The organism is Qipengyuania triglochinis, assembly GCF_054655615.1.
The window spans coordinates 47,359-72,817 of sequence record NZ_BAAHND010000004.1 but is presented as its reverse complement, the minus strand read 5'-3'; the positions used below and the strand labels follow the sequence as shown (position 1 = coordinate 72,817).

The window sequence follows — 25,459 nt, the reverse complement described above, 5'->3', positions numbered from 1 at the left end:
GCACAGCTTATGGGGGCCAGGACTGGGCAGTGTCGCTTCAATTGGGGCTAGTCCCCTTTTTCGAAGGACAATCGCATGATTGCTGAACAAGCTGTGGGTCAGTTTGGTAGTATCGAGAATCTCGTTACCCTGACGACCGGACAATTCACCAGCGGATCCTTGATCCTGATGGTTAGCTACGGCGCGCATTTCGCGTTTATTCTCTTCTTTCTTATGATGTCGTTGCAGCTTGCGCCGCGGTATCGCATCGTCCCTATCCTCTCTGCTGTCGTGATGGCATCGGCTGGGCTTAGCCTGCTTCGTGAATTTAACCTCTGGCAGACGAGTTATGAACTGGTCGGCAGCGTTTATCGCCCGCTTGCCGAGAACCAGAGTTTCACCAACGCCTTCCGGTACGGAAACTGGACGATCACAGTTCCCATCCTGCTCACGCAGCTTGCCATCGCATTCGGCATTGCTCGTCCCGATCTTCACAAGCGGGCGATCCGCATGATCGTGCCGGCCGTGTTGATGATCTGGACAGGTCTCTACGGTCAGTTCGGTGAAACGGGTGACTGGTCCAGGCTCAACATCTGGGGCGTGATTTCGACGGTCTTCTTCGTATGGCTGATCATCGAAGTGCGCGGGGTAATCTCTCTGGGCGTGGCGAACAGCCCTCCCGAACTCAAGGCATGGCCGAAGAACATCTGGTGGTATTTTCTCGCCACATGGGGAATCTACCCGATTGCCTATGCCCTGCCGCAAATCGGTTTCGATGGCGATGTGGTGGTCATCCGCCAACTGCTGTTCTCCATCGCCGACATCTCGTCGAAGCTGATCTACGGCCTGATCCTGAGCCGCTACGTCCTTCGTCGTTCGGCGCTTGAGGGTTATGTTCCCGCAGCCGAGGCACTGGAGACATCGCCGCTCGGTTCGGCAGTCGCATCCCGCAGGGGAGATTGACGGCTGAAGCCGGCAGTCGCCTTCAAACGATCGGGGCCCTGGCATAATGCCGGGGCCCTTTTATCGTGGTTCGCCGTAACCCTCGCTGTAATCGCCCAGATTACAGGGGGCGCACTGCCAGTCTACATCGGCCTGATCTTTTTCGTTCTCGGTCTCTCGCACGGAGCTGGCGACGAGCAGGAAGACACGCTCGCATCATTCACCCTGATCCACGCAATTGCATACGTGCTGATCGGCGCGGCAGTAGCAGGGCTCTTTTTGATCGAACCTCTCGGCGGCCTCGCATTATTCTTGGCTTTGTCGGCCTGGCATTTTTCACGCAGCGACTGCCGCTTTGACAAAGTTACACGTATCGCCATTGCCGGACTGGCAGTCGGAGGCAGCGCGCTGCTCCGCTACAGCGAGACGGCAACCGTACTCGGTTTCGTAGCTGGGGAGGAATTGCCTCGTAATTTCCTGCGCTTTCTTGCGATTGGCGGCATCGTAGGCGGTGGCTTCGCTCTCTATGCGTTCATCAAGGGGCTGCGCGGTTTCGGACATGCCATCGTGGCTGGCCTGTCGACCGCTTTCCTGCAGCCTGTCCTTGCCGTGGGGCTGATCTTCCTTATCGCCCATGCGCTTCCAGTGCAGGAACGGCAGATTGCTGCCTATGGCTGGAGGCGGGTCGTGCGAGCGGTGGCTCTGCCCACCGCGATCGCTACCCTCGGCGCGTTTGCTCTCGCAGTCGCTGTTGCTCAGGGCTTACTTGCAACCCAGCTAGCCGTGGCGCTCGCTTTTGGAATGGCAACTCCGCACATGCTGACGGAACGTCTCGAGCGTTAAACGCGCCCGAGATCACCCTTGCCGATCGTTCCGCTCGCCATTTCCAGCATCCGGTCCAGGCTCTGTTTGGCCTGCAAGCGCAAGCCTTCTTCAATTTCGATACGCGGCTCTAGCGTATCGAGGCATTTGTAGAGCTTCTCCAGCGTATTCAACGCCATGTAGGGACAGATGTTGCAACTGCAGTTGCCGTCTGCACCAGGCGCACCGATGAAGTTCTTTTCTGGCAGCGCCTTTTCCATCTGATGAATAATGTGCGGCTCGGTCGCCACAATCAGCGTGTCGCCTTCGAAGGTCTGGGCGAATTGCAGGATGCCGCTTGTCGAACCCACGTAATCGGCGTGGTCGACGATGGTCGGCGGACATTCGGGATGCGCGGCGATCGGGGCGCCGGGGTGCTCTTGCTTCAGTTTCAGAAGCTCGGTCTCGCTGAAGGCTTCGTGCACGATGCACACACCCGGCCAGAGCAGCATCTCGCGCCCGAACTTGCGGCTCATGTAGCCACCAAGGTGCCGGTCGGGACCGAAGATGATCTTCTGGTCTTCGGGAATTTGGCTGATAATGGTTTCCGCGCTGGAAGAGGTGACGATGACGTCGCTGAGCGCCTTCACCTCGGTCGAGCAGTTGATGTACGTCAGCGCGATGTGATCGGGGTGCTTTTCGCGGAAGGCCTTGAATTTGTCGGGCGGGCAGCTGTCTTCCAAGCTGCAACCTGCATCCATATCCGGTAGAACCACAATCTTTTCAGGACTAAGGATCTTCGCTGTGTCAGCCATGAACTTCACGCCGCAGAATGCGATCACATCCGCATCTGTTTCGGCAGCCTTACGGGAAAGCTCGAGGCTATCGCCGACGAAATCGGCAAGATCCTGAATCTGGGAACTTTGGTAGTAATGCGCGAGAATGATCGCATTCTTTTCTTTGCGCAGGCGATCGATTTCGCTGAGCAAATCCTGGCCTGTCGGCAATGTGGTTTCGGCGGTCATGTGTAGTATCTCATCTGAATTGCTTTGGGAGCGCTTATAGAGCGAACGGGCAGCGAGGCGAGGGGGTTCCTACCAGGTCCGGTATTCATATTTGATCGTCGCCAGGGAAGCTCTCAGCAGTTTTCGGAGGGCCAACCTAGATCGCGACCCAGAGATCTTGGTCCTGTGTGACGAGACCGCGATTTTCGAGATCGATAAGATGGGCGGTAACCGACATCTTCGCTGCGCCGTGAAGCTTCTCGTCCAGACCCTTGTACATTTTCGGAATGAAATCTGCAGCGGCATGAGGCCCTTCCCGGAGGTGGCGCATGATCTGATTTTCCCGCTGGCGCCGATGGCCGATCATACCGCGCACCAGTTGACGGGGCTTTTCGATCGCCTCGCCATGCGCCGGGTAATAAATTCGATCCTGTTCGCGGGCGTATAGTTTCTCCAGGCTCGCCATATATTGGGCCATATCGCCATCGGGTGGTACGACAACACTCGTCGACCAGCCCATGACATGATCGCCAGTGAATAGCGCGCCGCTTTCCTCAAGCGCGAAACATAAGTGATTGGACACGTGACCCGGGGTTGCCACGGCTCGCAAGGTCCAGCCAGGACCGGTCATCGCTTCCCCATCCTCAAGCACGCGGTCGGGTTCGTAAGTGCGGTCGAAGCTAGCATCCGCCCGCGGTCCGCTGTCGTTGAGCACCAGGGGCGCACAGCCAACGACCGGAGCGCCGGTTCTTCGCGACAAGGTCTTCGCTGCGGGAGAATGATCGCGGTGTGTATGCGTGCACATGATCGCGACGACGTGCTCCTCCCCGATTGCTTCATCGAGAGCCAGCAGATGCTCGCGTTCGTCCGGGCCGGGATCGATCACCGCGCAGCCTCCGCCGATACCCACAACGTAACTTTGCGTACCGGTATAGGTGTAGGGCGAGGGGTTGGGTGCAAGCACTCGGCGTACGAGCGGTTCCAGCTGAATCGCATCGCCGGTCGGCCATGGTTTGGGGGGAAGACCTGCCATTTCCTGCTTCTAGCCGGTTGGGGCGAGGGTATGCAACGCACCGTTACCCATGGACTTCTGAAGGCTTTTTGGACTTCGCCCTCTCGACTTCGCTTTTGACGAGCGGCAGAAGAGAGGGATGGGAGCGAAAATTCTGGTCCTCGATGCAGGGACGACTTCGACACGGGCCATGGTCTTCGATTGCGAAGGACGTGTGGAACGTGTCTGCCAAGAGGATTTGACGCAGCATTATCCTCGGCCCGGCTGGGTCGAACATGACGCTGACGAAATATGGCAAAAAACGTTTCATTGTATGCGCGAGGTTGTGGGCGGCGATGCCAACAATATCGCAGCGATCGGCATAACCAATCAGCGAGAGACAGTTGTTGCCTGGGATCGCAAGTCCGGTGAGCCGTTAGCTCGTGCCATCGTGTGGCAGGATAGACGTACAGCCGAATTCTGTAAGACGCTGAGTGATGCCGGGCATGAGGCGCGGGTTCACGAGAGCACGGGCTTGCTGCTCGATCCCTATTTTTCCGGAACGAAGATGCGTTGGATGCTGGAGAATGAAGAAGCCGTCCGAACGGCCGCCCGACAACGCTCCCTGAATTTCGGCACAGTGGAGAGCTGGCTGGTCTACAAGCTGTCCAAGGGGCTCCACATATCGGACGCAAGCAATGCCAGCCGAACATTGCTGATGGCGCTAGACGGAAAACAATTCGACGAAGGGCTCTGCGATCTGTTCGGCATTCCTCGAAAGGCGTTGCCCGAGGTCGTCGATACGCATGGTGAACTCGCCAGCTGCTCCGCGGACTGGCTGGGCAAGGCGATTCCGATTTGCGGGTTGGTAGGAGATCAGCAATCGGCCACCATCGGACAAGGATGCCTGTCCTTTGGAGAGACAAAGGCAACATATGGCACCGGCGCCTTCGTCCTGACCAACAAGGGCCAGGAGATTCCGCATTCGGACCACCGCCTGCTGGGAACTGTCCTTTACCAGACCGGCGGCGTGCGCACCTATGCGCTTGAAGGGTCATGCTTCGTAGCTGGCAGCCTTATTCAATATCTTCGCGATCAATTGGGTCTCATTGCAAGCGCTTCCGAAACCGAGGATCTAGCCCGCTCGATTCAGGATAGCGGCGAGGTCGTTATCGTCCCTGCACTTGCGGGGCTGGGAGCTCCGCATTGGAGGCCGGATGCCCGGGGTGTCATATCCGGCCTCAGTTTTGCGAGCGGCAGGGCGCAGATTGCTCGCGCAGCGCTCGAAGCTATGGCACATCAGACGAGCGATCTCGCTTCCGCCTTCGCTGCCGATGGCGCAGCGTGGACGAGCTTGCGCGTGGACGGCGGAATGAGTTCCAATGATTGGATGGCGCAGGACTTGGCCGACATAATCGGCTTGGAAGTTGAACGGCCCCAATTTGTAGAAACGACCGCTCTAGGCGCGGCAATTTGCGCCAGCGTCGGGGCCGGAATCAACGGATCACTTAAAGAGGCAGCCGCCAGGATGCGTGGTGTGACCCAGAAATTTGTCCCCGACATCTCGCCAGAAGCACGAGAAGCACGTCTGGCTCGCTATCACAAAGCTCTGTCAGTAGCTTAGCTCAACCAGAAATCATTGCATCAAGCAGTACCAAAAGCTTGGGCTATCCGTCCTTGCATTTCCTGCACCGCGCTATGCCTCTCACCGAGTTGGCGTTGCTCGTCATCCAGGCGGCGTACGCGCTCATGCAGGCGTTCGGTTGCCTGGATCAGAGACTGGGTGCCATACTGAAGCAAGACCAGATTGTTGGGATCGGAAGGTCGATCCTCGCCGAGCGTGCCGTCACGGAGAACCTGCAGTTTCGACAGCTCTCCCGCATGATAGGCGCGTTGGTTGAGTAGCCAGGCGAGAACATGCATCACCCTTGTCGTCGTACGAAGTCCTTCGATCGACATGGCGATGCGTACGCGATCGGATGATTGGGTAAGAAGCGCTTCGTCACGAAGGTCGAAAACCACGCGTGCTTCGTCTGCAAGCTCCAGCGCATGCGCATAGAGCTCATCCACGACCTGTTCCCTGATGGCTGTTTCCCCGACCATGACAGCGGAATGACTATCGAATGATCTTGGCTCCCCAGAATTTCTTTTTCTCTGTCCCGGATTGAAACGCGATCAGGCAATTATGTCGGGTATCAGGTTATCCTCGATCGCAGCGATGCGATCTTTCAGCTGGAGCTTGCGTTTTTTGAGGCGGGCGATCTGCAATTGATCGATCGATCCATTCTCCCCAGCCTCGCTAAGAGCAGAGATAGCAACGTCCAGGTCGCGATGCTCAACCTTGAGCGATTCCAGGCGTTTGCGTAGTTCCTGTTCGTTCACTGTCGTCGTTCCCGTCTCTCGTCCTGCCGCATGGCCCTTCAGAGGGGGTTTGTAAATTCACCAAGCTGTGTTTTGATCATCTACCGCGGCTCGTGCCGCCAAGTGCGAGTCGCTTCTCGGGGGTTTAACTCTAGAAGGAGCCAGTCCTATGCAATCATCCCATGTCGCCGCACTCAAGGCCAAGCATGCAGGCCTGGAGGCCAGGTTGCACGACGAACAGGCGAGGCCTTCGCCCGACATCGTGATGGTCCAGCAACTCAAGCGGCAGAAGCTGAGGATCAAGGAAGAAATCGCCGCGAATTGACGTTGGCGTAAATGTTCGGGGGGGCGCGGGCTTATACTTGCGGCCCCCGCTTTCGCTGCCCTTGTTTTTTGCTATAGCTGCAAGTCATGTCAGCAGCAGCTTCCGCCCGCCAGATCCTCACGCAGTTGCACGAGGTCATGGCTGGACGTCATCACGCTCAGCATAAACTCGACCGCGTCGTTGACATAATCGCGGAAAGCCTCACCAGCGAAGTCTGCTCGATCTATTTGCTGCGCGATGGAGAGCTGGAGCTTTACGCAACCCATGGGCTCAATCCGGATGCCGTCCATGTCACGCGAATGGGAGTGGGCGAAGGCCTTACCGGGACAATCGCCAAGAACATCGAAACCCTTAACCTGGCCGAAGCGAAGGCCCATCCGGACTTTCTTTACAGGCCAGAAACGGGCGAGGATAAGTTCCATTCCTTCGCCGGCGTGCCGATCGTTTACCGGGAGCGCGCCGTGGGCGTGCTCTGCGTACAGCATGTTGAGCCTCGGCGTTATGAAGACGTGGAGATAGAGGCCCTTCAGACCACTGCGATGGTTTTGTCGGAATTGATCGCTCACAAGGAACTGGTCGATGATGAGGACACGATCGACTTGGGCGAGGCTCCGACCGAGTGTGAAGTCCTCGAAGGGCTGACTCTGGTGAAGGGTTTGGCCGCGGGCCAAGCCGTCTTCCATCAGCCGCGTGTTGAAATCGATCAGGTTGTCGCCGAAGACGTCGAAGCAGAGCGCCAGCGTGTTTACCGCGCCTTCGACAAGATGCGCGATCAGATCGACGCAATGGGCCGCGAGCCGGAATTCGGCAAAGGCGGCGAACATGTCGAGGTGCTCGAAACCTATAAAATGTTCGCCTATGACGAGGGTTGGAGCCGGCGCATCAACGAAGCGATCGACAGCGGCTTGACCGCAGAGGCCGCGATCGAGCGGGTCCAGCAGCGCACACGCATGCGCATGCGCGAAATCGACGATCCGCTGCTGGCTGACCGCATGCACGATCTCGAAGATCTTTCGAACCGTTTGCTACGCATCGTATCGGGCCAGCTTGGCACGGCGGCTACGCAAGGGTTGCGCCGGGATTCTATCCTGTTCGCACGCAATCTCGGGCCAGCAGAATTGCTGGAATATGATCGACGCCGGTTGAAGGGGGTGGTGCTAGAGGAAGGCTCGCTAACAGCCCATGTGGTCATTGTGGCAAGAGCAATGGGGGTGCCGGTACTGGGGCGCGTGGCACGCGTGCGTAGCCATGTCTCTGAAGGCGACGAAGTACTCGTGGATGCCGATCTGGGCACAGTTACTCTTCGACCCTCGCAGCAATTGCGAGAGGCATTCGACGCCCGTTTCGCTAGAAGCAAGGAGCGCGCGGCGGCCTATGCCGAGCTTCGCGATGTCGAGCCTTTTACGCGGGACGGTACGCGCATTACCGTGATGATGAATGCCGGTTTGCGCGACGATGTTAGCGCGCTGCAACTTACCGGTGCCGACGGGATTGGCTTGTTCCGCACGGAGTTCCAGTTTCTCGTATCGTCGACGCTTCCGGCGCGCGAACGGCAGATGCGGTTGTACCGCGATGTGCTCGATGCTGCGGACGGCAAGCCGGTCATTTTCCGGACAGTCGATATCGGCGGGGACAAGGCCGTTCCGTACCTGGCCAATGATATTGCAGAGAAGGACGAGAACCCTGCGATGGGTTGGCGTGCACTCCGCCTTTCCCTAGAGCGAGAGGGCCTTCTAAAGGCTCAGGCTCGCGCCCTTCTCGAAGCCGCTGCGGGGCGGCAGCTATCGGTCATGTTCCCCATGGTGTCCGAGCCGTGGGAATTCGATGCTGCAAAAGCGATTTTCGAAGAGCAGGCCGATTTCATGCGCGAACGCCGGCGGGTGTTGCCGGAAATTGTCGAGTATGGCTGTATGCTGGAAGTGCCATCGCTCGCCGAAGTGCTCGATGTCCTGCTGCCCAAGCTGTCCTTCATTTCCGTGGGCACGAACGACCTAACCCAGTTCCTATTCGCTGCCGATCGGGCCAACCCGAAGCTGGCGGAACGGTACGACTGGCTTAGCCCGGCAATCTTGCGCTTCATGGCCCGTCTTGCAAAACAGATGGTTGGCAGTCCTGTCCGCATCGGCGTGTGCGGTGAAATGGGCGGACGGCGGCTGGAAGCGCTGGCTCTGATGGGGCTGGGCTACACGCGATTTTCGATTACTCCTGCTGCCGTCGGACCGATAAAGGAACTGGTGCGCAAGGTTTCTCTCCCCGAACTTTCCCAGCAGATGCAGCAGTGGCTGCTGCGACCGCCGACCGACATGCGCGCAGCGATTGGCTCGTGGGCACAGAATAATGGTATCGAGATCGACTGATTTGGTCCTGTTAAATGCGCGATCTGTCTATTTCCTTTAATCGGTTCATCCTGCTATGGTTGACACAAGACCGGCGCGCTTCTTCTAAGCGGTTACAGGGTTCGACAAGTTCGGGAATTTCATGGAAGAACAAGAAGACGTAGCAACGCAACCTGCCGCAGAGCCAACCAAACGGGTGGGTGAGCGGCTTCGCGAAACGCGTCAGGCCAAAGGTCTGGAAATCGACCAGGTCGCGGCCGAAACCCGAATTCCTCTCAGACACCTCGAAAGCATCGAAGCTGGCGATTTCGCAGCTTTGCCATCGCGAACCTATGCGATCGGTTTTACCCGTACTTATGCCCGCCTCCTCGGGCTCGACGAAAAAGAGACGCTCGACCAGGTTCGTGCAGAACTGGCAGAAGGAACGGCCAGCGCGGAGGACAAGCCTACGAAGTTCGAGCCGGGCGACCCGGAGCGTGTGCCAGGTCGCGGGCTGGCCTGGTTCGCAGCGCTTGCCGCAGTGTTGCTGCTGGGCGGAATCTACGCCTTCTATTCAAGCTATTTCGCACCGGGTTTAGGCCCGGCGCCGCTGCAAGACCCCAGTGAACAAGTCGCCCGCACCGAAAGCCCCGAACAAGCTGTCGCCCTTACGCCCCAACCGGCAAGTGGACCAGTCGTGTTCACCAGCGAAATGGACGACACCTGGGTCAAGTTCTACGATGCAGACGGCGAACGCCTCTACGAAGCCCAAATGGCCAAAGGGGATAGCTTCACCATTCCAGAAGATGCGGAAGGCCCGCAGGTCTGGACTGGCCGCCCCTACGCTCTGTCAATTACTGTCGGCGGTCGTAGTGTTCCCAAACTCAGCGAAGAAGATACGGTGGTGAAAGATGTCTCAGTGACACCTGAAGCCTTGTTGGCGCGCAACGACACGCCAACCGGTTCGGCATCTAGCACATCGTCAGAATCCTCAAACTGAACTCGACCGGTAAAGCGGTGGCAGGTATCAACCTTCATCCTCTCGACAGATTTGGGTCGTTACGGCATTTTCACTTAATAAACCTCCACAGGGAGCTTGAACTTTCATGATCGCACGCAGTGCACGCGCCTTTGGGCTCGGAACAATCGGCATGGCTCTGCTTGCCACCTCTATGCCGGCCGTCGCACAGGACAATGATGAAGCGCGTATCCGCAAGCTCGAAGCCGAAGTCCGTGCCTTGCAGCGTAAGGTATTTCCAGGGGGCGACGGGCGCTATTTCGAGCCTGAAATCACTGGGCAGCCCGCTGCCCGTCCGACTACCTCTGCGCCTTCGACAACTGCAGTCACGGACATTCTCGCTCGGCTCGATGCATTGGAAAGCCAGCTGCAACGGCTGACCGCGCAATACGAAGTCGGAACGAATGCCACCCGCTTGCTGGAAGAACGGGTAGAGAAGCTAGAAACGGCCAGTGCGCCAATGGCTGCTGCTCCGCCCGCGGCTAGCACCCCTTCGACTGCGAATTCCTCAGCAGCTGGATCAAGCCCGGATACAGCAGCCACGAGACCCGATCCCGCGCGTGTGGCTGCGGTTCAAGCGATCGCAAAGCCGCAGACGGGGGATGCTGGAGATGACGAGTATTCCTATGGCTTCCGACTTTGGGATGCTGGTTTCTTTCCCGAGGCGCAGCAGCAGCTGACTATGTTCGTCGAGAAATATCCCAGCCATGCGCGCACCAGCTATGGCCGCAACCTTCTTGGCCGGTCGTATCTGGACGACGGCAAACCCAGCGAAGCTGCACCTTGGTTCCTCAAGAATTATCAGGCAGACAAGAATGGCGCTCGTGCTGGCGACAGCCTGCTTTATCTGGCTGAATCGATGATCGCACTCAAAGACACGAAGCGCGCATGCATCGCGCTGTCCGAGTTTGGCGAAACCTATCCGGCTTTGGCGTCCGGACGGCTTCAGGCTGATTACTCGACCGCGCGCAGTAAGATCAAATGCAGCTAGTATGAAAATTGCTCCGGAACTGCTGGACCGGTTCCGGGCCGACCTCTTCGCATTATGGCCCGACCTCCTCGAGGGGTCTGAGAAACTCGGCATCGCCCTATCGGGCGGCGGAGATAGCCTCGCGCTACTTTTGCTCGGCCATACTGCCCTGCCGGGGCGGGTGGAGGCTGCCACGGTAGACCACCAGTTGCGAGCGGAAAGCGGGGCGGAAGCGAAACTTGCTGCCGACTATTGCGCTGAACTTGGCGTGCCCCATGTTACTTTGCGGGTTGAGGTGGAAAAGGGAAACCTACAATCCCGGGCGAGGGCGGCTCGCTATCGAGCTTTGGGCGCTTGGTGCGGAGAACGGGACTTGGCCGGTCTAGCGACGGCGCATCAGCTGGACGACCAGGCGGAGACCTTTCTCATGCGCCTCAATCGGGGCAGTGGACTGGGTGGTTTGGCGTCGATCCGCTCGCGAGCGAAAGTACCGGAGACGACTGTTCCACTCGTTCGGCCGCTACTGGCATGGCGACGGGAGGAACTGGCCCAACTTGTCGACAGCGTCGGCTGGAAGGCCGTACAAGACCCGTCGAACCAGAATACCGACTTCGACCGTATCAAGATGCGCGAAAACCTCGCCCGGTGCGATTGGCTCGACAGGGATGCGCTGGGTCGAAGCGCGAAGCACTTGGCCGAAGCTGACATGATTATTCGGCAGACCATCAAGCGAGAATTCGCCGACAAGGTTACCTTTGACGGAGTGGAGGCCGTTTATCGAGAGGTCGGTTCGGCCGCCAGTCAATCTTTGATTATGGGTGGCGTGATCCGGGCGATTTTCCAGTTATATGGGATCAGAGTGAACCAGCGGGTCGGGTCGGGATTGGCCGACAATCTGATCCGGGGCCTGAAGACCAATATTGCTGGTATTCAAGCGGATGTTCGCGAGAAAGATGGTGAATCCGTCTGGGTGTTTCGCCGTGAAAATGCGCGGCGGGTTTTTTAGCTACTTAAACTGGCGGCCTCGCGGGCAAGGTCCTCCACTTGCGCTTCGTCTACCGCACCGCGGGGTGCGACCCAGCTTCCGCCCACACAGAGTACCGGGTCGAAAGCAAGCCAGTCTCGCGCATTCTCGAGCGTAATCCCGCCGGTCGGACAGAAGCGGCATTGTCCGAATGGCGCTGCGAGTGCCTTTAGCGCGGGAAGCCCCCCTGCCGCCATGGCAGGAAAGAACTTGAATTGGGTAAGGCCGAGATCAAGGCCCCGCATGATGTCCCCGGCATTGGAAATGCCGGGGAGGAAGGGAACACCCTCGCGAATGGCTGCCTTGCCCAAGCTCTCTGTCAGTCCGGGCGAAACGATGAATTCGCTACCCGCATCGATGGCATCGGCCAGTTCCTGCTGGCTGGTGACAGTGCCCGCGCCCACGATCGCGCCATTCACTTGTTTCATGGCGCGGATTGCATCCAGCGCGGCTGGGGTACGCAGAGTTACTTCCAGAACGCGCAGGCCGCCAGCGACCAAGGCTCGGGCTAGAGGCTCCGCTTGATCTACGTCGTCAACCACGATGACTGGGATTACCGGAGCGGTCTGCATGATGTCGCCAATGGTAGTCATTTGTCGAGTATCCCGTGTTCGGATGCATAAGCAGCTGCCGCGCCGAAAAGGCCGGGCTGCGGATGGGTAATGAGCTTGACGGGGATCGAGGCCATCAAACTCTGGAAGCGGCCCTTTGAACGAAAGCGTTCGGCAAAACCTGATTTGAGGAGGGTGTGACGAATACGGTAGCCAAGTCCTCCAGCGATCACCACACCGCCAAAACCGCCCTGAGCGAGGGCAATGTCGCCTGCAACGCTGCCAAGCGACAGGCAGAACCGATCAACTGCGGCCGCCGCCAGGCTGTCGGTGCCCTCCAAGCCGCGCTTCCAGATATCGATGTCGTCCTCTTCGGCAACAGCTTTGCCCTCCATGGCGGCCAGCGTCTCGTAAATATCGGTAATGGCTGGGCCCGATACGACGCGTTCGATTGAAACGCGGGTGTGCCTCTTGCGAAGCCGAGCCAGGATTGCGTCTTCGATACTGTCGAGCGGGGCGAAATCGATGTGACCGCCCTCGGTTGCCGAAACCCGATAAGTTCCGTCGGCCTCCCGATAGAGGTGTGCCACACCAAGGCCAGTACCGGGGCCAAGAACGCTTAGCCGCCCAGTCGGTGCCAGCGGTTCGTCCGGGCCGGTCAGATGAATGAACTCATCCTCACCCACCCGTGCCACGGCATGAGCAACTGCTTCGAAATCATTGACTACGGAATAAGTATCACAGCCGAGTTTCTCACCGATCAGCGCCGGTCGGATGATCCAAGGATTATTGGTGAAGCGGATGACTTCACCGCCGACCGGCCCCGCGATCGCCATCGATACGCGCGGTGGCAGGCTGCCGCCCATCCGCTCGCGGAAATCTTCCCAGGCCGTCTGGAAACTGGCGTGATCCTCGGTGTGAATTGTCTCCGGCTCACCCAGGGTAATGGTGCCGTCATCCGCGATCGTCGCGATTGCGAAGCGCGCATGGGTTCCGCCGATATCGACGCTAACAAGTTCCATTCTTACAGTCCTGCCATTGCCAGCATCGATGATGCGCCCTGTTCCGCGCCATCGGCGTTGTGGCGGAACATGGCAAAAAATTCGCGGCCCATACCGCTATCGGCCTGAGGCTCCTCGGCCGGTTCCCGCGTATCCAGGTCAGCGGTGGTCGACAGAGTTCCGGTCTCCGCGCACAGTCTGACGATATCGCCATCGCGCAGCTTGGAAAGCGGACCGCCCCCCAATGCCTCAGGGGTACAGTGGATTGCAGACGGCACCTTGCCGCTAGCTCCGGACATGCGACCATCGGTAACAAGTGCTACGCGGTACCCCCGATCCTGAAGGACGCCCAGCGCCGGCGTCAGCTTGTGCAGTTCCGGCATGCCATTAGCGCGCGGTCCCTGATAGCGGACGACCACCACCACATCGCGGTCGAGTTCACCTTTCTTGAAGGCCTCGTTCACGCTGCGCTGATCCTGGAAAAGCCGGCAGGGTGCCTCAATCGTCCAGCGTTCGCGTTCGACCGCGGACGATTTGAAGCAGGCTCGACCAAGATTGCCTTCGACAAGACGCATGCCGCCGTCGCTCTGGAAGGGATCCGATGCCGGTCGAAGCATTTCCGTATCGCCGCTGGGACCGGGATCGCGCCATGTCAGCGCATCACCGTCCATCCCGGGCTCCCGGCCGTAGGCTTCGAAGCCGCCATCCCAAACGGTCAGGATATCGCCATGCGCCAGCCCTTCGTCGAGCAGGGTTCCGATGACATATCCCATGCCCCCGGCATCGTGGAAATGGTTCACGTCGCCCGATCCGTTCGGATAGACCCGCGCAACCAGAGGTACTGCCCGCGACAGTTCCGCCAGGTCGGTCCAGTCGAACTTGATGCCAGCTGCCCGGGCCATCGCTGGAATATGGATGGCATGATTGGTCGAGCCGCCGGTGGCAAGAAGACCGATCGCGGCGTTGATGATCGCCTTTTCATCCACCACGCGGGCGAGCGGACGAAAATCGTCGCCGCCCTTGCGCATGGCTGCAAGGCGATGGGTGGCGGCACGGCTGACCTCCTGCCGCAGCTTGGCGCCCGGCGGTACGAAGGCCGCGCCTGGTACGTGAAGGCCCATCATTTCCATCATCATCTGATTGGAATTCGCCGTGCCGTAGAAGGTGCAGGTTCCGGGGGAATGATAGCTGCCCATCTCGCTCGCCAGCAATTCTTCGCGACCGACTTTGCCTTCCGCATAAAGCTGCCGGGTGCGCTGCTTTTCCTTGTTGGAGATGCCCGTGCCCATCGGCCCCGAAGGGACGAAGATCGCAGGCAGATGGCCGAAGCGAAGTGCACCCATCAGAAGGCCGGGCACGATCTTGTCGCAGATACCGAGCAGCGCAACGCCATCATACATGGCATGGCTCAGCGCCACCACGGTGGAAAGCGCGATGGTGTCCCGGCTGAAAAGCGACAACTCCATGCCGTCTTCGCCCTGCGTCACGCCGTCGCACATGGCCGGTGTGCCGCCAGCGACCTGAACGGTGGCACCCACCTCGCGGGCCCAGATCTTCATCCGTTCGGGATAACGATGATAGGGCTGATGCGCCGACAGCATATCGTTATAGGCGGTGACAATGCCTAAGTTGGGGCCGCGTGCGGCCATAATGGCTTTCTGGTCATCCTCCGCACCGGCATAGGCATGGGCAAGGTTGGAGCAGGACATCGTGCCGCGGCTGACCTGGCGTTCGCCTTCGCGATCCATCAAGTCCAGATAGGCGGAACGGCTGGCTTTCGAGTTCTCGATCACGCGCTCGGTTACGCGGCGGATCGTATCGTTGAGCGGTTTAGTCATCGTGCCAGGTTACCCCGTCGCGTTCGGCAAGCGCCACGGCGGCGCTGGGCCCCCATGTTCCTGCGGCATAGATTTTGGGCTGAATGTCATTTTCCGCCCACAGATTGCGAATATGATCAATGAAATCCCACTGGGCCTCCACCTCGTCTCGGCGGACGAAAAGTGTCTGGTCGCCATGAATAAGGTCGAGCAGTAATCGCTCGTAAGCGATCCGGCGTACCACGTCGGAAAAAGCATCGGGCATGGCAATGTCCAGCGGAACCGGACGCAGGCGCAAGCCTTCGCTTCCGAGGCCCGGGACCTTGGCCATCATGGTAAGCTGGATGTTTTCCTTGGGCTGGATCTCGATCACCAACCGGTTGGGTTCGGTCTTCGCTCCTCGCCCTTCAAAGATCGAATGCGGAATACAGCGAAACTGGATAACAATTTCGGTTACACGTTCCGGCATGCGTTTGCCATGGCGGAGGTAGAAGGGAACACCGCGCCAGCGCCAGTTGTCGACATGGGCTTTCAGGGCGACATAAGTTTCGGTGTCGCTTTCCTTGCCCAACTCCTCATCGTAACCGGGCACGGCTTTGCCATCGACCGCTCCCGCGCGATACTGCCCGGTTACCACTTCCTCAGGCTTGGACGGGCGCAAGGCACGCAGAACCTTGACCTTTTCATCACGTACGGCCGTGGCATCGAAGCTGGTCGGGGGTTCCATCGCCACCAAAGCGAGAAGCTGCAGCATGTGGTTCTGGACCATGTCACGCAGCGCGCCGCTGTCGTCATAATAGGCGACCCGCGATTCCAGCCCGACCGTCTCTGCAACGGTAATCTGGACATGCTCGATGTAATTGGAATTCCACACCGGCTCCAGCAGTATGTTGGCAAATCGCAGCGCCAACAGGTTCTGAACCGTCTCCTTGCCCAGATAATGATCGATGCGGAAAATGCGGTCTTCGGTGAAGGCTTGCGCTACTGCGTCGTTGATTTCACGACTGCTTTCCAGATCCGTGCCGAGCGGCTTCTCCAACGCTATGCGTGCGTTGCCTTTGGTCAGCCCGACACGTTTAAGCCCGGAAATCGTGGGCTCGAAAAGGCTGGGCGCAGTAGACAAGAAGATCGCAAGGCCATGGTAATTCCCGACCTCCTTCGCAAGTTCGTCATAACCTTCCGGTGTTGTCGCATCGACAGGAACGTAGCTGATCTGGTTGAGAAAATCGGCCATCGGCCCGCGGCGGTTCTTGGGAAGATACTTCTCCAACGCCTCGCGCGCGAAATCGCGGAATTCCCGGGTGCTCATTTCGGACCGGGCAGTCGCCACTATTCGCAGATCGTTGCCAATCAACCCATCTGCATGAAGCGCGCAAAGAGAAGGCAGCAACATGCGCTGCGACAGATCGCCGGTTGCTCCAAACAGGAGCAGGCGGTCGGCTTCGAATTTCATTTCGGGCATGTACCGTCCATCGGCATCTTTCCTCCCATAGGGTGTCGAGTATCAGCGCCACCCGGGGAGCGCCAGAGGGCCGCATTCCTATTCTTATCAAGTATGGTGCTAGTCTGACGTCACGGTTACCTGCTTGTCCCCGAAATCGGTCATTCCAAAGCTTGTGAGGAAACTTACGTCGGCAGCATCGCGCCCCACGCCGATTTTCACGGTCTGCGCGGGGTCGGCCATTCCGGTAGCATCCACCATCTGCCACGTTCCACCACTATCGGTTTCGGGGTCACTCAGGAAGACTTCTGCAATGGCATGGAAGTCGGGCGGGCTGACCCCTGGTGCGTAGCACGCAACATAGCGGGCCGGTATGGCGCTCGCCCGAGCCAATGCGATCATGACGTGGGCATAATCCCGGCAGATGCCCTGCCGGGCCACAAAGCTGTCGAGCGCGGTGGTCTGCGGGCCGGAAACGCCCGATGTATATGTGAACTTTCGCGCTATCCAGTCCCGGATGGCAGCAATCCGTGCGCCGCCTTGGGTGTCCGAAAACTCCTCCTGTACGAACGTCTGCAGACTGTCGGCCGCGCAATAACGGCTGTCGAAGAGATACTGGACCGCTTCTCCCGGCATGTCGTGCGGGGCAAGCTTTTCCAGAGCGGCGAGATCGGTAAGCTGTCGCTCGATCTGAACTTCGGCCCGATAAGAAGCGGAAAACTCCCCTTCAGCCCTTATCCAGATACGCTCGCCTATATCGTCCTGCGCTGGGACACGTGCGCAATGTTCCGACGGAGAGAGATCAGTGTTGCACGTAAGGATGCGCTGCTCGGGAATATGTGCCGCTTCGAACTGAAGCAGTACATCCGTAATGCTGGGCAGTGAGAACGAAAAACTCGTTTCGATAGTTAGGGTCATTAAGGCTCAACGCTACTGAGCCAATTACGTTTCGGAAAGTAAAAAAATAAGTTTTGCACGAAAAGGGCCCCTAATAAAGAGGCCCTTTCAAGTATTGCTGTATAATATGGGCTTATTTGCCCATCAACCAGCCCCAAAAGTCAAACATAAAAAACCTCCTTAGTGGTAAACACTAGGAGGTTTTCTTTTAAACTAACTTGTTTGTAAAGTGGAATTTATGCCTTGGCGGCGCTGCTTTCTTCTAAGCCGCTGAATTCCATTATCTTTTCAAGGATCATAGGGTATGCTAAAATATAGCCTTGGACATGAGTGCAGCCCATTTCGGTGAGCATTTTGACAGTTTCTGTATCTTCGGCGCCCTCAGCGACAACACCGATTCGGGCCTCTTTTCCCATCTTCACGATGCTGCTGACGATGGCTTTTGCTTTTTCGCTCTTCACCATGTTGGCGACAAACAATCGATCAATCTTCACCTCATCGAACGGAAGTGCGAAAAAGGTTTCGAAGTTGGTCTCACCCACTCCAAAATCGTCGATCGATATCCGCGCACCCATCGATTTCAGCTCATTCAGTACGAGTTCCGCAGTTTGAAGATCTCCGATGCGTGACGTCTCGGTAACTTCCAGAACAAGGAAGCGGGGGTCAAACCCGGTGGAATGCAAGGCATTTCTCATCAGGCTCACCACTTTCATGTCCGAGAGCAAAGTTGCCGAAACATTGATCGAAACGGTGAGCGAACGTCCACGGAAATGCAGCAGGCGACCCGCGGCACACGCCGTGCGGAAAACGAATTCAGTGAGAGCTTCCATTCGTCCGGCTTTTTCGCATTGTGCGATGAAGTTCATCGGGGGAATGAAGCCACGCACGGGGTCCTTCCAGCGCACCAGCGCTTCCACCCCGGTCATGGTGCCGCTTCTTGTATCTATCTTAGGCTGGTAGACGCAAAAGATCTCTCCCGCTTCCATCGCTTCGTCGATTCGAGCTCGCAATGAGAGATCCCACAACTCGTCAAAACGTGAATTGCTTTCTGCAATTTTGATTGGCTGAAGCGCTTCGGAGCTTTCTTCTGCGGCGGCAACTGCCGCAGCCAGCCTGGCTGCAGGATCCCCATCAAGCTTGGCGACACCAAAGCTTATCCCAACGTCGATCGAGGAACCCGAAACATAAATTGGCGCAGCGAACATTGCTCTAAGGCCGTCGAGATGGTCTGCTAGCTGCTCCTCATCGTCCTCGCCTGAATGCCAAGCGATGTGGTGCCCTTCCGAATAAAGTACTCGGTCGGTGTTGGTCGTGCGCAGACGTTCGACAAGCTTGAGAGTGTATTTCGCGCGATCCACCCGAGGTAGCGTTTTGAAAACATGCTCGTAACCGTGAATGCGCGCCACGACGATATGCCCTCTTGCATGAATATCCTGCGCAAGTTCCAATTCGAGGGCACGTAGTTTAGGCAAGCCTGTTTCATCATCAACGAGGGCCAGCCGGTCTTTCCAGCGAGATCGTGAACGCAACAAAACGTATAAAATTAATAGTGCGGCGGGATAGGAAAGCTCGGCTCTAATGCCCCGAACGTTGCCGAGGTAAAGGACGACCGGTAGCGAAATGGCAAGTAGGGCATAAGCCACTCGTCTCTGATTGGTCGAGCGCACCACGAGCAGAACAAAGAGCGTCAGGAGGAAATAAAAAGTCAGAGCCTGAAAGCCGCCTATAAACTTGATCGTTCCCGCCTTAAGCGTTTCGGCTCCGTAGATATCCGGATAACTTTCCGGCACCACGAAATTACCCGGCGCTCGTGTTTGTATTTGAGCAATTCGGGCCTCCCTACCGATCACCACGATCCGGCCAGCCAGTCGCGCGGTAGTCCCTCCGGTCAGGAAATCCGCCATCTCGAGATGGGTGATGTCTTGGGAATCCAGGGCGTAATCGATCCGGAACTCCCCGTTACGGAGATCTTCGATGCCGGCGAGAGATGCTGCGAGTGAGGGAAGGCGTTTGCCCTCGATCTCGTGTGTGAAATCACGGGTCCACGTGTAACCCATCCAATTGGTGGTATCCCGCGAAACGACTCGACGCGCGTCTCCGGCGATAGTGGGTATGGTTCGAATGGCTCGATCACCGGAGGTGACTTTGCGTTCGAGTTGGTCGACCAAAACGACCCGTGGACCCAGCGTGGCGATCGCCTCGGCCAGATCCCTGTCCGCCTGATTTGTTGAGCGGGTGGGGAAAGCGAGGTCGATGTAGACCCGCGCTACATCCTGATCAGCTAGCGCGCGAAGGGCTGCGGCGAGCTCGGTCCGGCCCTCCGGCTGGGCGCTGTGGGTTATGTCGCTGTCGGTGCTGACGAAGACGATGTCGCCCGACGGTTCATGCGTCGCCAGGCGCGATTGGAGAACCCAGCTTAGCTGGTCGATCGGGCTGAGCATGGTCCCGACGAATAGGACGAAAGCGATCAGCGCGCTTACCAGCAAGTCCTTCACGCGCTGCGCAGCCCCTGCGGGGAGGCGCGACATCGGTCGGCGCAGTATCCGGGTTATGCGGTCCAAAGAGCGGACGGTCGTCATCGCGCATCCCTATGAAGCGACTATGCTTAATATTCTTTCTACGAAATTACCGATTCATCTCCGACCCCAGGTAAACCGCGCGAATGAGTAGTTAAGGACTGAGTAGTAAGTGACCTAGGGAAAAGTTCGTGCGTGTCATTGCACCATGCAAAGCCGGAATTGTCAGAAATTGCAATGCCTTCGGGTGTGAAATGAACGGACGGGGCGCAATTCGCGGGCTCCGGAGAAGAGCAGGGCAGTGTCGGATACGTCAAAGTCTCAGGCCGGTGCAGCGAAGAGATCATGGGCGTCGGCATCCTCGACAATGGCGGAGACGATATCGCCTGCCTTGAGCGTGGCGGGCACGTTGCGCAGATAGACGGCACCGTCGATTTCCGGCGCATCGGCCTGGCTGCGGCCGGTGGCGCCGATATCGCCGTCTTCGTCGGGTTCGCCGACCTCGTCGATGATGACCGGAATGGTCTTGCCGATCCGCGCCTGCAGCTTGGCGGCGCTGATCCGCTCGGTCACTTCCATGATCCGGGCATAGCGTTCTTCCTTGATCGCCTCGGGCACGGGATCGGGCAGCGTATTGGCCTGCGCGCCTTCGACCGGCTCGAAGCGGAAGGCGCCGACGCGGTCGAGCTGGGCTTCTTCCAGCCAGTCGAGCAGATATTTGAAATCGTCCTCGGTCTCGCCCGGAAAGCCGACCACGAAGCTGGAGCGGATCGCGATTTCGGCACAGATCTCGCGCCAGCCCTTCAGCCGTTCGAGCACCTTGGCTTCGTTCGCCGGGCGCTTCATCGCGCGCAGCACCTTGGGGCTGGCGTGCTGGAAGGGAATGTCGAGATAGGGCGTGAGCAAACCTTCGGCCATCAGCGGGATCACCGCATCGACATGCGGATAGGGGTAGACATAATGCAACCGCACCCAGGGCGGCACACCGCCGCCGATGTCGAGTTGCCCCAGCTCGCGCGCGAGGTCGGTCATGTGCGCGCGTACTTCCCGGCCCTTCCATTCGCGGCTCTCGTGGCGGGTGTCGACGCCATAGGCGCTGGTGTCTTGGCTGATGACCAGCAGTTCCTTCGTGCCCGCAGCGACCAGCTTTTCCGCCTCGCGCAGCACAGCATCGATCCGGCGGCTGGCCAGCTTGCCGCGCAAATCCGGAATGATGCAGAAGGCGCAGGAGTGATTGCAGCCTTCGGAAATCTTGAGATAGCTGTAATGCCGCGGCGTCAGCTTGATATCCGGCTGCGGTATCAGGTCGATGAACGGACCCTGCGAAGGCGGGGCATGTTCATGCACGGCCTCCACCACCGCTTCGTATTGATGCGCGCCGGTCACGGCCAGCACGCTCGGGTGCGCGGCGCGAATGGCATCCGCCTCGTCGCCCATGCAGCCGGTCACGATCACGCGGCCATTCTCGGCAATCGCCTCGCCGATCGCCTGCAGGCTTTCTTCCTTCGCACTGTCGAGGAAGCCGCAGGTGTTCACCAGCACCACGTCCGCGCCGGCGTAATCGGGGCTCATCGCATAGCCATCGGCGCGCAGGCGCGTGAGGATGCGTTCGCTGTCGACCAGCGCCTTGGGGCAGCCGAGGGAAACCATGCCGACCTTCTTCTGGTCGGGGATGGAGGTGGTGGAGGTGTTCATAGCAATGTCCGTAAATTCGCGCGCGCCCCTACACGAATGGCGCCGCCAAGGCTAGAAGGCACGGCATGGGACCGGTAAACTGGATTGCGGTTGTGGCCGCATGGTTCGTCGCAGCGCTGCTGGGCGTCGCATTCTATGGCAAGCGGTCGACCCCGCGGCCGCCCTATCTGCTGCATGCGATCGCCGCGCTGCTGATGTTCGCCAGCGCCGCCATGCTGGGCCACATGTTCGCGCGGGTCGGCACCGAAACGCTGCAGATGAAATGGTGGCTCTATTTCATGATGTCCGGCGGACTGGCGCTGACCTTCATCGGTCCGGCAATCTTCATCACTGCAGTGCGCCGCGAGGAACCCATCCGCCGGGCGCTGTCGGACTGGGGTTTCTGGCTGCTGGCCTATCTGGCGATGGGCGGCGTCTTCCTCTGGATGGGGTGAGGCCTCAGGCCCCCTGACGCAGCTCGTCGTCGCGGCGGTGGCCGTCGCCCCTGGTCTCGCCATTGGGGGTGGCAACGATCTCCACGATGATATCGCCCTTTTGCAGGTTCTGACATTCCTCTTCCCAGAACCCGATCGCGCGGCCGTTGCGATAGACGCGCAGGCCCCTGCCGCCAGTGCGCAATTCGCTGATCGCGCAGCCGCATTCTTCTTCCGTCACTTCGCGTTCCACCAGCTGGACGCGGCCCGAAACGCTGGCCAGATCCGCCAGATAATCGGCGATATGTTCGCCCTTCGCGCTGCCCGCCAGCAACAGGCCGGTGAAGCGTACGGGATTGATGACGTTGTTCGCGCCCGCCTGCCGGGCCAGCGATTCGTTATCGGCTGCCCGCACCACCACGCTGATCGGCACTTGCGGGGCCAGCGCACGCACGGTCAGCGTGATCAGGATGGTGGTATCGTCGCGCCCGGCGGAAATCAGCACGTTCTGCGCTTCCGAAATCCGCACCGCCTTCAGCGTCTCGTCCCGCGTGGCATCGGCCGCCATCACGTTGCAGCCCATGGATTCGGCGGCATGCAGCCGCTCCTCGCTCGGGTCGATCACCACGATGGTGCTGGGATCAGTGCCGCGTTCGATCAGTTCGGCCACCGATTCCGAACCGGAGATACCATAGCCGAGCACGATGATATGGTTTTTGAGTTGATCCTGGATGCGGGCCATGCGGAATTTTTCCCAGCTACGCTTGATGAGGAAGTTGTAGGCCGTGCCCACGAAGATGAACAGCACGGCAAAGCGGACCGGCGTCACGATGACCGCTTCGACCAGCCGCGCACGGTCGGATATGGGGGCGATATCGCCAAAGCCCGTGGTGGTGATCGAAATCATGGTGAAATAGATCACGTCGAGAAAGCTGACTTCACCGTCCAGATTGTCGACCAGCCCTTCGCGATCCCACCAGTGGATCATGACCACGACCATGATCAGGAACAGGGCAAGGCCCAGCCTGATGCCCAGATCGCCCCATACGGGAATCTTGGTCGCCCGGCGCAGCGGCTGGAAACGCGGGCCGCGATAGACCCGCGCGCTTCCTCCCCCCGGCTCGATCTTGTCGATTTGCTTGCGCTCGCTCATGCACGGCCTTGGTGCGCGAGGGCAGGCATGCGGTCAAGCATTCTCAATTCCCGTAACGCTGACCCAGCGCCTGCAACGAGGTGTGGTGGGTCAGATCGAGCTGCAGCGGAGTGACCGATACATACCCATCGGCGATGGCTTCCAGATCGGTGCCGTGATCGGGCGTGTGCTCGATCGCCTGCAGGCCGAACCAGTAATAACGGAAACCGCGCGGATCGCGCCCTTCCACCACCGTGCCGCGCGAATAATCGTGAAAGCCCTGCGCCACCGCGCGGATACCCTTGATGTCTTCGGGCGCGCGCGGCGGAAAGTTCACATTGACCAGCGTGCGATCGGGCAGCGGCGTGTCGAGCAGGGGGCCGAGAACCTTCGCGCCCCACGCTTCCGCTGCAGCGAAGGACATGTCGTGGCCCGCATCGTCGCGCCCGATCACTTGGCTCATCGCAATCGACCGGATGCCCGCCAGCGCGCCTTCGATGGCTGCCGATACCGTGCCGGAATAGGTAATGTCGTCGCCCAGATTGGCGCCGCGATTGACGCCCGACAGGATCACATCGGGCGGGCCGTCCATCACCTGGCGCAGGCCCATCGTCACGGAATCGGTCGGTGTGCCGGTAACAGAAAAGCGCCGCTCGCCATGTTTGCGCAGGCGGACGGGGCGGGTCAGGGTGAGGGCATGGCCCATGCCGGACTGTTCCTCGTCCGGGGCGCAGATCCAGATATCGTCCGAGAATTGCCGCGCAATCGCTTCGAGCACTTCGAGGCCGGGGGCGTGCACGCCATCGTCATTGGTGAGGAGGATTTTCATGCGGTTCGCTCTCCGGGGAGTAATTTCATAAGCCGTTCGTGCTGAGCTTGTCGAAGCACCGTACTTCTTTCTTGCGCCAAGCTGGAAGTGAAGGGCGGCCCTTCGACAGGCTCAGGGCAAACGGTATCTCAACTGGGACTTAGAACTTCCACACCGCCCATATAGGGGGCAAGGCATTCAGGCACCGTCACGCTGCCATCCTCGTTCTGGTAATTCTCCATCACCGCCACCAGCGTACGGCCCACGGCGAGGCCGGACCCGTTGAGCGTGTGGACGAAGCGCGTCTTCTTTTCGCCTTCGGGGCGATAGCGCGCATTCATGCGGCGGGCCTGGAATTCGCCTGTGTTCGAGCAGGAAGATATTTCGCGATAGGCCCCCTGGCCGGGCAGCCAGACTTCCAGATCGTAGGTCTTGCGTGCGCCGAAGCCCATATCGCCGACGCACAGCAGCATCTTGCGATAGGGCAGGTTCAGCGCCTGCAATATGCCTTCGGCGCATCCGGTCATGCGCTCATGTTCGGCCTCGCTGTCTTCGGGGCGGCAGACGCTGACCAGCTCGACCTTCTCGAACTGGTGCTGGCGGATGAACCCGCGTGTATCGCGTCCGGCAGAGCCTGCCTCGCTGCGGAAACACAGCGTATGCGCAGTCATGCGGATCGGCTTGGCGAGGTCGGGCAGGATTTCGCCCGCCACCGAATAGGTGAGGGGGACTTCCGAGGTCGGGACGAGCCAGCGATCGTCGGTGGTGCGGAAGCTGTCTTCGGCGAACTTAGGCAGCTTGTCCGTGCCGTACATGGCGTCGTCGTTCACCAGCACCGGCGGGTTACATTCGGTATAGCCGTTCTCGCGGGTCTGCCTGTCCAGCATGAACTGTGCGAGCGCGCGGTGAAGGCGCGCCATGTCGCCGCGCAGGAAGGTGAAGCGCGCACCGGAAATCTTCGCGCCGGTCTCGAACTCCATACCCAGCGCCGGGCCGATATCGGCGTGTTCCTTGGGTTCGAAAGCGAACTCGCGCTTGTCGCCCCAGGTCGCAATCTCGACATTGTCTTCCTCGTCCGCGCCTTCGGGCACGTCTTCGGCAGGGAGATTGGGCAGGCGGGCGAGGAGGTCGTCCAGCTCGGCACCGGCCTGCTGCTCGGCCTCTTCCCACTGCGGCATGCTGGCCTTGATCTCGGCCACTTCGGCCTTCAGCGCCTCGGCCTTGTCCTTGTCACCCTGGCCCATGGCCTGGCCGATCGCCTTGGAGGCCTCGTTGCGGCGGCTCTGCGCTTCCTGAACGCGGGTCTGCGCCTCGCGCTTCTTGGCGTCGAGCGCCACGATACGGTCGGCAACCGGCTCGGCGCCGCGGCGCTTCATGGCGGCATCGAAGGCTTCGGGATTGGTTCTGATATAGGCGATGTCGTGCATGGGCGGGGCTATGCCGATTGTGCCCGCCTAT

23 protein-coding genes are annotated in these 25,459 nt (G+C 59.3%); 9 read left to right on the top strand and 14 right to left on the bottom strand.

Features of this window, described 5'->3' with window-relative positions; genetic code table 11:
- Nucleotides 1-75 precede the first annotated feature (75 nt).
- Together ACYQ0G_RS13500 and ACYQ0G_RS13495 are read left to right on the top strand one after the other, a co-directional pair.
- Nucleotides 76-942, top strand: a complete 867-nt coding sequence (locus ACYQ0G_RS13500) for a bacteriorhodopsin (protein ID WP_460103548.1) — start codon at nt 76-78, stop codon at nt 940-942.
- A gap of 3 nt (nt 943-945) precedes the next feature.
- Nucleotides 946-1,764, top strand: coding sequence for a Brp/Blh family beta-carotene 15,15'-dioxygenase (locus ACYQ0G_RS13495; protein WP_460103767.1), 819 nt, complete (start codon nt 946-948; stop codon nt 1,762-1,764).
- Here the strand turns inward: ACYQ0G_RS13495 and nadA are convergent.
- Nucleotides 1,761-2,747 (bottom strand): quinolinate synthase NadA, encoded by a 987-nt coding sequence (nadA, locus tag ACYQ0G_RS13490; RefSeq protein ID WP_460103545.1) that lies wholly within the window; start codon nt 2,745-2,747, stop codon nt 1,761-1,763. The genes ACYQ0G_RS13495 and nadA overlap by 4 nt on opposite strands.
- 136 nt (nt 2,748-2,883) lie before the next feature.
- Nucleotides 2,884-3,759 carry an MBL fold metallo-hydrolase gene (locus ACYQ0G_RS13485; RefSeq protein ID WP_460103542.1) on the bottom strand — a complete coding sequence of 292 codons (876 nt, stop codon included), beginning with the start codon at nt 3,757-3,759 and terminating at the stop codon, nt 2,884-2,886.
- Between the two features lie 118 nt (nt 3,760-3,877).
- Between ACYQ0G_RS13485 and glpK the strand changes: the two genes are divergently transcribed.
- On the top strand, nt 3,878-5,341 hold the full coding sequence (gene glpK / locus ACYQ0G_RS13480; protein WP_460103540.1) for a glycerol kinase GlpK: 1,464 nt from the start codon (nt 3,878-3,880) through the stop codon (nt 5,339-5,341).
- A gap of 20 nt (nt 5,342-5,361) precedes the next feature.
- Here glpK and ACYQ0G_RS13475 read toward each other — a convergent pair whose 3' ends face one another.
- Together ACYQ0G_RS13475 and ACYQ0G_RS13470 are read right to left on the bottom strand one after the other, a co-directional pair.
- Entirely contained in the window at nt 5,362-5,820 is a 459-nt protein-coding gene (locus ACYQ0G_RS13475; protein ID WP_460103537.1) for a DUF1465 family protein, read from the bottom strand.
- A 72-nt stretch (nt 5,821-5,892) separates the two neighbouring features.
- On the bottom strand, nt 5,893-6,099 hold the full coding sequence (locus ACYQ0G_RS13470) for a YdcH family protein (protein WP_460103534.1): 207 nt from the start codon (nt 6,097-6,099) through the stop codon (nt 5,893-5,895).
- A 148-nt stretch (nt 6,100-6,247) separates the two neighbouring features.
- On the opposite strand from ACYQ0G_RS13470, the gene ACYQ0G_RS13465 reads away from it, so the two are divergent.
- The 5 genes from ACYQ0G_RS13465 (at nt 6,248) to tilS (ending at nt 11,712) form a co-directional block, all read left to right on the top strand.
- Nucleotides 6,248-6,403, top strand: coding sequence for a YdcH family protein (locus ACYQ0G_RS13465; protein ID WP_460103531.1), 156 nt, complete (start codon nt 6,248-6,250; stop codon nt 6,401-6,403).
- 86 nt (nt 6,404-6,489) lie between these two features.
- Nucleotides 6,490-8,760 (top strand): phosphoenolpyruvate--protein phosphotransferase, encoded by a 2,271-nt coding sequence (gene ptsP / locus ACYQ0G_RS13460; RefSeq protein WP_460103528.1) that lies wholly within the window; start codon nt 6,490-6,492, stop codon nt 8,758-8,760.
- 121 nt (nt 8,761-8,881) lie between these two features.
- Complete coding sequence (locus ACYQ0G_RS13455) at nt 8,882-9,718, top strand: helix-turn-helix domain-containing protein (RefSeq protein WP_460103525.1); 837 nt, start codon at nt 8,882-8,884, stop codon at nt 9,716-9,718.
- 106 nt (nt 9,719-9,824) lie between these two features.
- The gene (locus tag ACYQ0G_RS13450; protein ID WP_460103522.1) at nt 9,825-10,727 is read left to right on the top strand and encodes a tetratricopeptide repeat protein; all 903 of its coding nucleotides are present in this window, start codon (nt 9,825-9,827) and stop codon (nt 10,725-10,727) included.
- Nucleotide 10,728: 1 nt separating this feature from the next.
- Entirely contained in the window at nt 10,729-11,712 is a 984-nt protein-coding gene (gene tilS / locus ACYQ0G_RS13445) for a tRNA lysidine(34) synthetase TilS (RefSeq protein WP_460103520.1), read from the top strand.
- Here the strand turns inward: tilS and eda are convergent.
- From eda to rimO, 7 genes are all read right to left on the bottom strand, one after another.
- The gene (gene eda, locus ACYQ0G_RS13440) at nt 11,709-12,323 is read right to left on the bottom strand and encodes a bifunctional 4-hydroxy-2-oxoglutarate aldolase/2-dehydro-3-deoxy-phosphogluconate aldolase (protein ID WP_460103518.1); all 615 of its coding nucleotides are present in this window, start codon (nt 12,321-12,323) and stop codon (nt 11,709-11,711) included. The genes tilS and eda overlap by 4 nt on opposite strands.
- Nucleotides 12,320-13,303 carry a glucokinase gene (glk, locus tag ACYQ0G_RS13435; protein ID WP_460103515.1) on the bottom strand — a complete coding sequence of 328 codons (984 nt, stop codon included), beginning with the start codon at nt 13,301-13,303 and terminating at the stop codon, nt 12,320-12,322. The genes eda and glk overlap by 4 nt, the downstream gene beginning before the upstream one ends.
- 2 nt (nt 13,304-13,305) lie before the next feature.
- Nucleotides 13,306-15,120, bottom strand: a complete 1,815-nt coding sequence (gene edd / locus ACYQ0G_RS13430) for a phosphogluconate dehydratase (RefSeq protein WP_460103513.1) — start codon at nt 15,118-15,120, stop codon at nt 13,306-13,308.
- Nucleotides 15,113-16,552 carry a glucose-6-phosphate dehydrogenase gene (zwf, locus tag ACYQ0G_RS13425; RefSeq protein ID WP_460103765.1) on the bottom strand — a complete coding sequence of 480 codons (1,440 nt, stop codon included), beginning with the start codon at nt 16,550-16,552 and terminating at the stop codon, nt 15,113-15,115. Before zwf ends, edd begins: the two co-directional genes overlap by 8 nt.
- A 108-nt stretch (nt 16,553-16,660) precedes the next feature.
- Nucleotides 16,661-17,458: a transglutaminase-like domain-containing protein gene (locus ACYQ0G_RS13420; RefSeq protein WP_460103510.1), complete on the bottom strand. Its 798-nt coding sequence runs from the start codon at nt 17,456-17,458 to the stop codon at nt 16,661-16,663.
- Nucleotides 17,459-17,673: 215 nt separating this feature from the next.
- On the bottom strand, nt 17,674-20,016 hold the full coding sequence (locus tag ACYQ0G_RS13415; protein ID WP_460103508.1) for an EAL domain-containing protein: 2,343 nt from the start codon (nt 20,014-20,016) through the stop codon (nt 17,674-17,676).
- 258 nt (nt 20,017-20,274) lie between these two features.
- The gene (rimO, locus tag ACYQ0G_RS13410) at nt 20,275-21,648 is read right to left on the bottom strand and encodes a 30S ribosomal protein S12 methylthiotransferase RimO (RefSeq protein WP_460103505.1); all 1,374 of its coding nucleotides are present in this window, start codon (nt 21,646-21,648) and stop codon (nt 20,275-20,277) included.
- Nucleotides 21,649-21,713: 65 nt separating this feature from the next.
- On the opposite strand from rimO, the gene ACYQ0G_RS13405 reads away from it, so the two are divergent.
- Nucleotides 21,714-22,082: a DUF1761 domain-containing protein gene (locus ACYQ0G_RS13405; RefSeq protein ID WP_460103503.1), complete on the top strand. Its 369-nt coding sequence runs from the start codon at nt 21,714-21,716 to the stop codon at nt 22,080-22,082.
- Nucleotides 22,083-22,086: 4 nt separating this feature from the next.
- On the opposite strand, the gene ACYQ0G_RS13400 is transcribed toward ACYQ0G_RS13405, so the two are convergent.
- The 3 genes from ACYQ0G_RS13400 to serS form a co-directional block, all read right to left on the bottom strand.
- Nucleotides 22,087-23,214 carry a potassium channel family protein gene (locus ACYQ0G_RS13400; protein ID WP_460103501.1) on the bottom strand — a complete coding sequence of 376 codons (1,128 nt, stop codon included), beginning with the start codon at nt 23,212-23,214 and terminating at the stop codon, nt 22,087-22,089.
- A gap of 43 nt (nt 23,215-23,257) precedes the next feature.
- Nucleotides 23,258-24,022, bottom strand: a complete 765-nt coding sequence (gene surE, locus ACYQ0G_RS13395) for a 5'/3'-nucleotidase SurE (protein WP_460103499.1) — start codon at nt 24,020-24,022, stop codon at nt 23,258-23,260.
- Between the two features lie 128 nt (nt 24,023-24,150).
- Nucleotides 24,151-25,428 carry a serine--tRNA ligase gene (serS, locus tag ACYQ0G_RS13390; RefSeq protein WP_460103496.1) on the bottom strand — a complete coding sequence of 426 codons (1,278 nt, stop codon included), beginning with the start codon at nt 25,426-25,428 and terminating at the stop codon, nt 24,151-24,153.
- Between the last annotated feature and the right edge of the window lie 31 nt (nt 25,429-25,459).

What these genes read in the sequence shown, in the direction of transcription:
- ACYQ0G_RS13500 (WP_460103548.1), top strand. Translation starts at nt 76, where the DNA reads ATGATTGCTGAACAAGCTGTGGGTCAGTTTGGTAGTATCGAGAATCTC.
- nadA (WP_460103545.1), bottom strand. Translation starts at nt 2,747, where the DNA reads ATGACCGCCGAAACCACATTGCCGACAGGCCAGGATTTGCTCAGCGAA.
- ACYQ0G_RS13485 (WP_460103542.1), bottom strand. Translation starts at nt 3,759, where the DNA reads ATGGCAGGTCTTCCCCCCAAACCATGGCCGACCGGCGATGCGATTCAG.
- glpK (WP_460103540.1), top strand. Translation starts at nt 3,878, where the DNA reads ATGGGAGCGAAAATTCTGGTCCTCGATGCAGGGACGACTTCGACACGG.
- ACYQ0G_RS13475 (WP_460103537.1), bottom strand. Translation starts at nt 5,820, where the DNA reads ATGGTCGGGGAAACAGCCATCAGGGAACAGGTCGTGGATGAGCTCTAT.
- ACYQ0G_RS13465 (WP_460103531.1), top strand. Translation starts at nt 6,248, where the DNA reads ATGCAATCATCCCATGTCGCCGCACTCAAGGCCAAGCATGCAGGCCTG.
- ptsP (WP_460103528.1), top strand. Translation starts at nt 6,490, where the DNA reads ATGTCAGCAGCAGCTTCCGCCCGCCAGATCCTCACGCAGTTGCACGAG.
- ACYQ0G_RS13455 (WP_460103525.1), top strand. Translation starts at nt 8,882, where the DNA reads ATGGAAGAACAAGAAGACGTAGCAACGCAACCTGCCGCAGAGCCAACC.
- ACYQ0G_RS13450 (WP_460103522.1), top strand. Translation starts at nt 9,825, where the DNA reads ATGATCGCACGCAGTGCACGCGCCTTTGGGCTCGGAACAATCGGCATG.
- tilS (WP_460103520.1), top strand. Translation starts at nt 10,729, where the DNA reads ATGAAAATTGCTCCGGAACTGCTGGACCGGTTCCGGGCCGACCTCTTC.
- eda (WP_460103518.1), bottom strand. Translation starts at nt 12,323, where the DNA reads ATGACTACCATTGGCGACATCATGCAGACCGCTCCGGTAATCCCAGTC.
- glk (WP_460103515.1), bottom strand. Translation starts at nt 13,303, where the DNA reads ATGGAACTTGTTAGCGTCGATATCGGCGGAACCCATGCGCGCTTCGCA.
- edd (WP_460103513.1), bottom strand. Translation starts at nt 15,120, where the DNA reads ATGACTAAACCGCTCAACGATACGATCCGCCGCGTAACCGAGCGCGTG.
- zwf (WP_460103765.1), bottom strand. Translation starts at nt 16,552, where the DNA reads ATGAAATTCGAAGCCGACCGCCTGCTCCTGTTTGGAGCAACCGGCGAT.
- ACYQ0G_RS13420 (WP_460103510.1), bottom strand. Translation starts at nt 17,458, where the DNA reads ATGACCCTAACTATCGAAACGAGTTTTTCGTTCTCACTGCCCAGCATT.
- ACYQ0G_RS13415 (WP_460103508.1), bottom strand. Translation starts at nt 20,016, where the DNA reads ATGACGACCGTCCGCTCTTTGGACCGCATAACCCGGATACTGCGCCGA.
- rimO (WP_460103505.1), bottom strand. Translation starts at nt 21,648, where the DNA reads ATGAACACCTCCACCACCTCCATCCCCGACCAGAAGAAGGTCGGCATG.
- ACYQ0G_RS13405 (WP_460103503.1), top strand. Translation starts at nt 21,714, where the DNA reads ATGGGACCGGTAAACTGGATTGCGGTTGTGGCCGCATGGTTCGTCGCA.
- ACYQ0G_RS13400 (WP_460103501.1), bottom strand. Translation starts at nt 23,214, where the DNA reads ATGAGCGAGCGCAAGCAAATCGACAAGATCGAGCCGGGGGGAGGAAGC.
- surE (WP_460103499.1), bottom strand. Translation starts at nt 24,022, where the DNA reads ATGAAAATCCTCCTCACCAATGACGATGGCGTGCACGCCCCCGGCCTC.
- serS (WP_460103496.1), bottom strand. Translation starts at nt 25,428, where the DNA reads ATGCACGACATCGCCTATATCAGAACCAATCCCGAAGCCTTCGATGCC.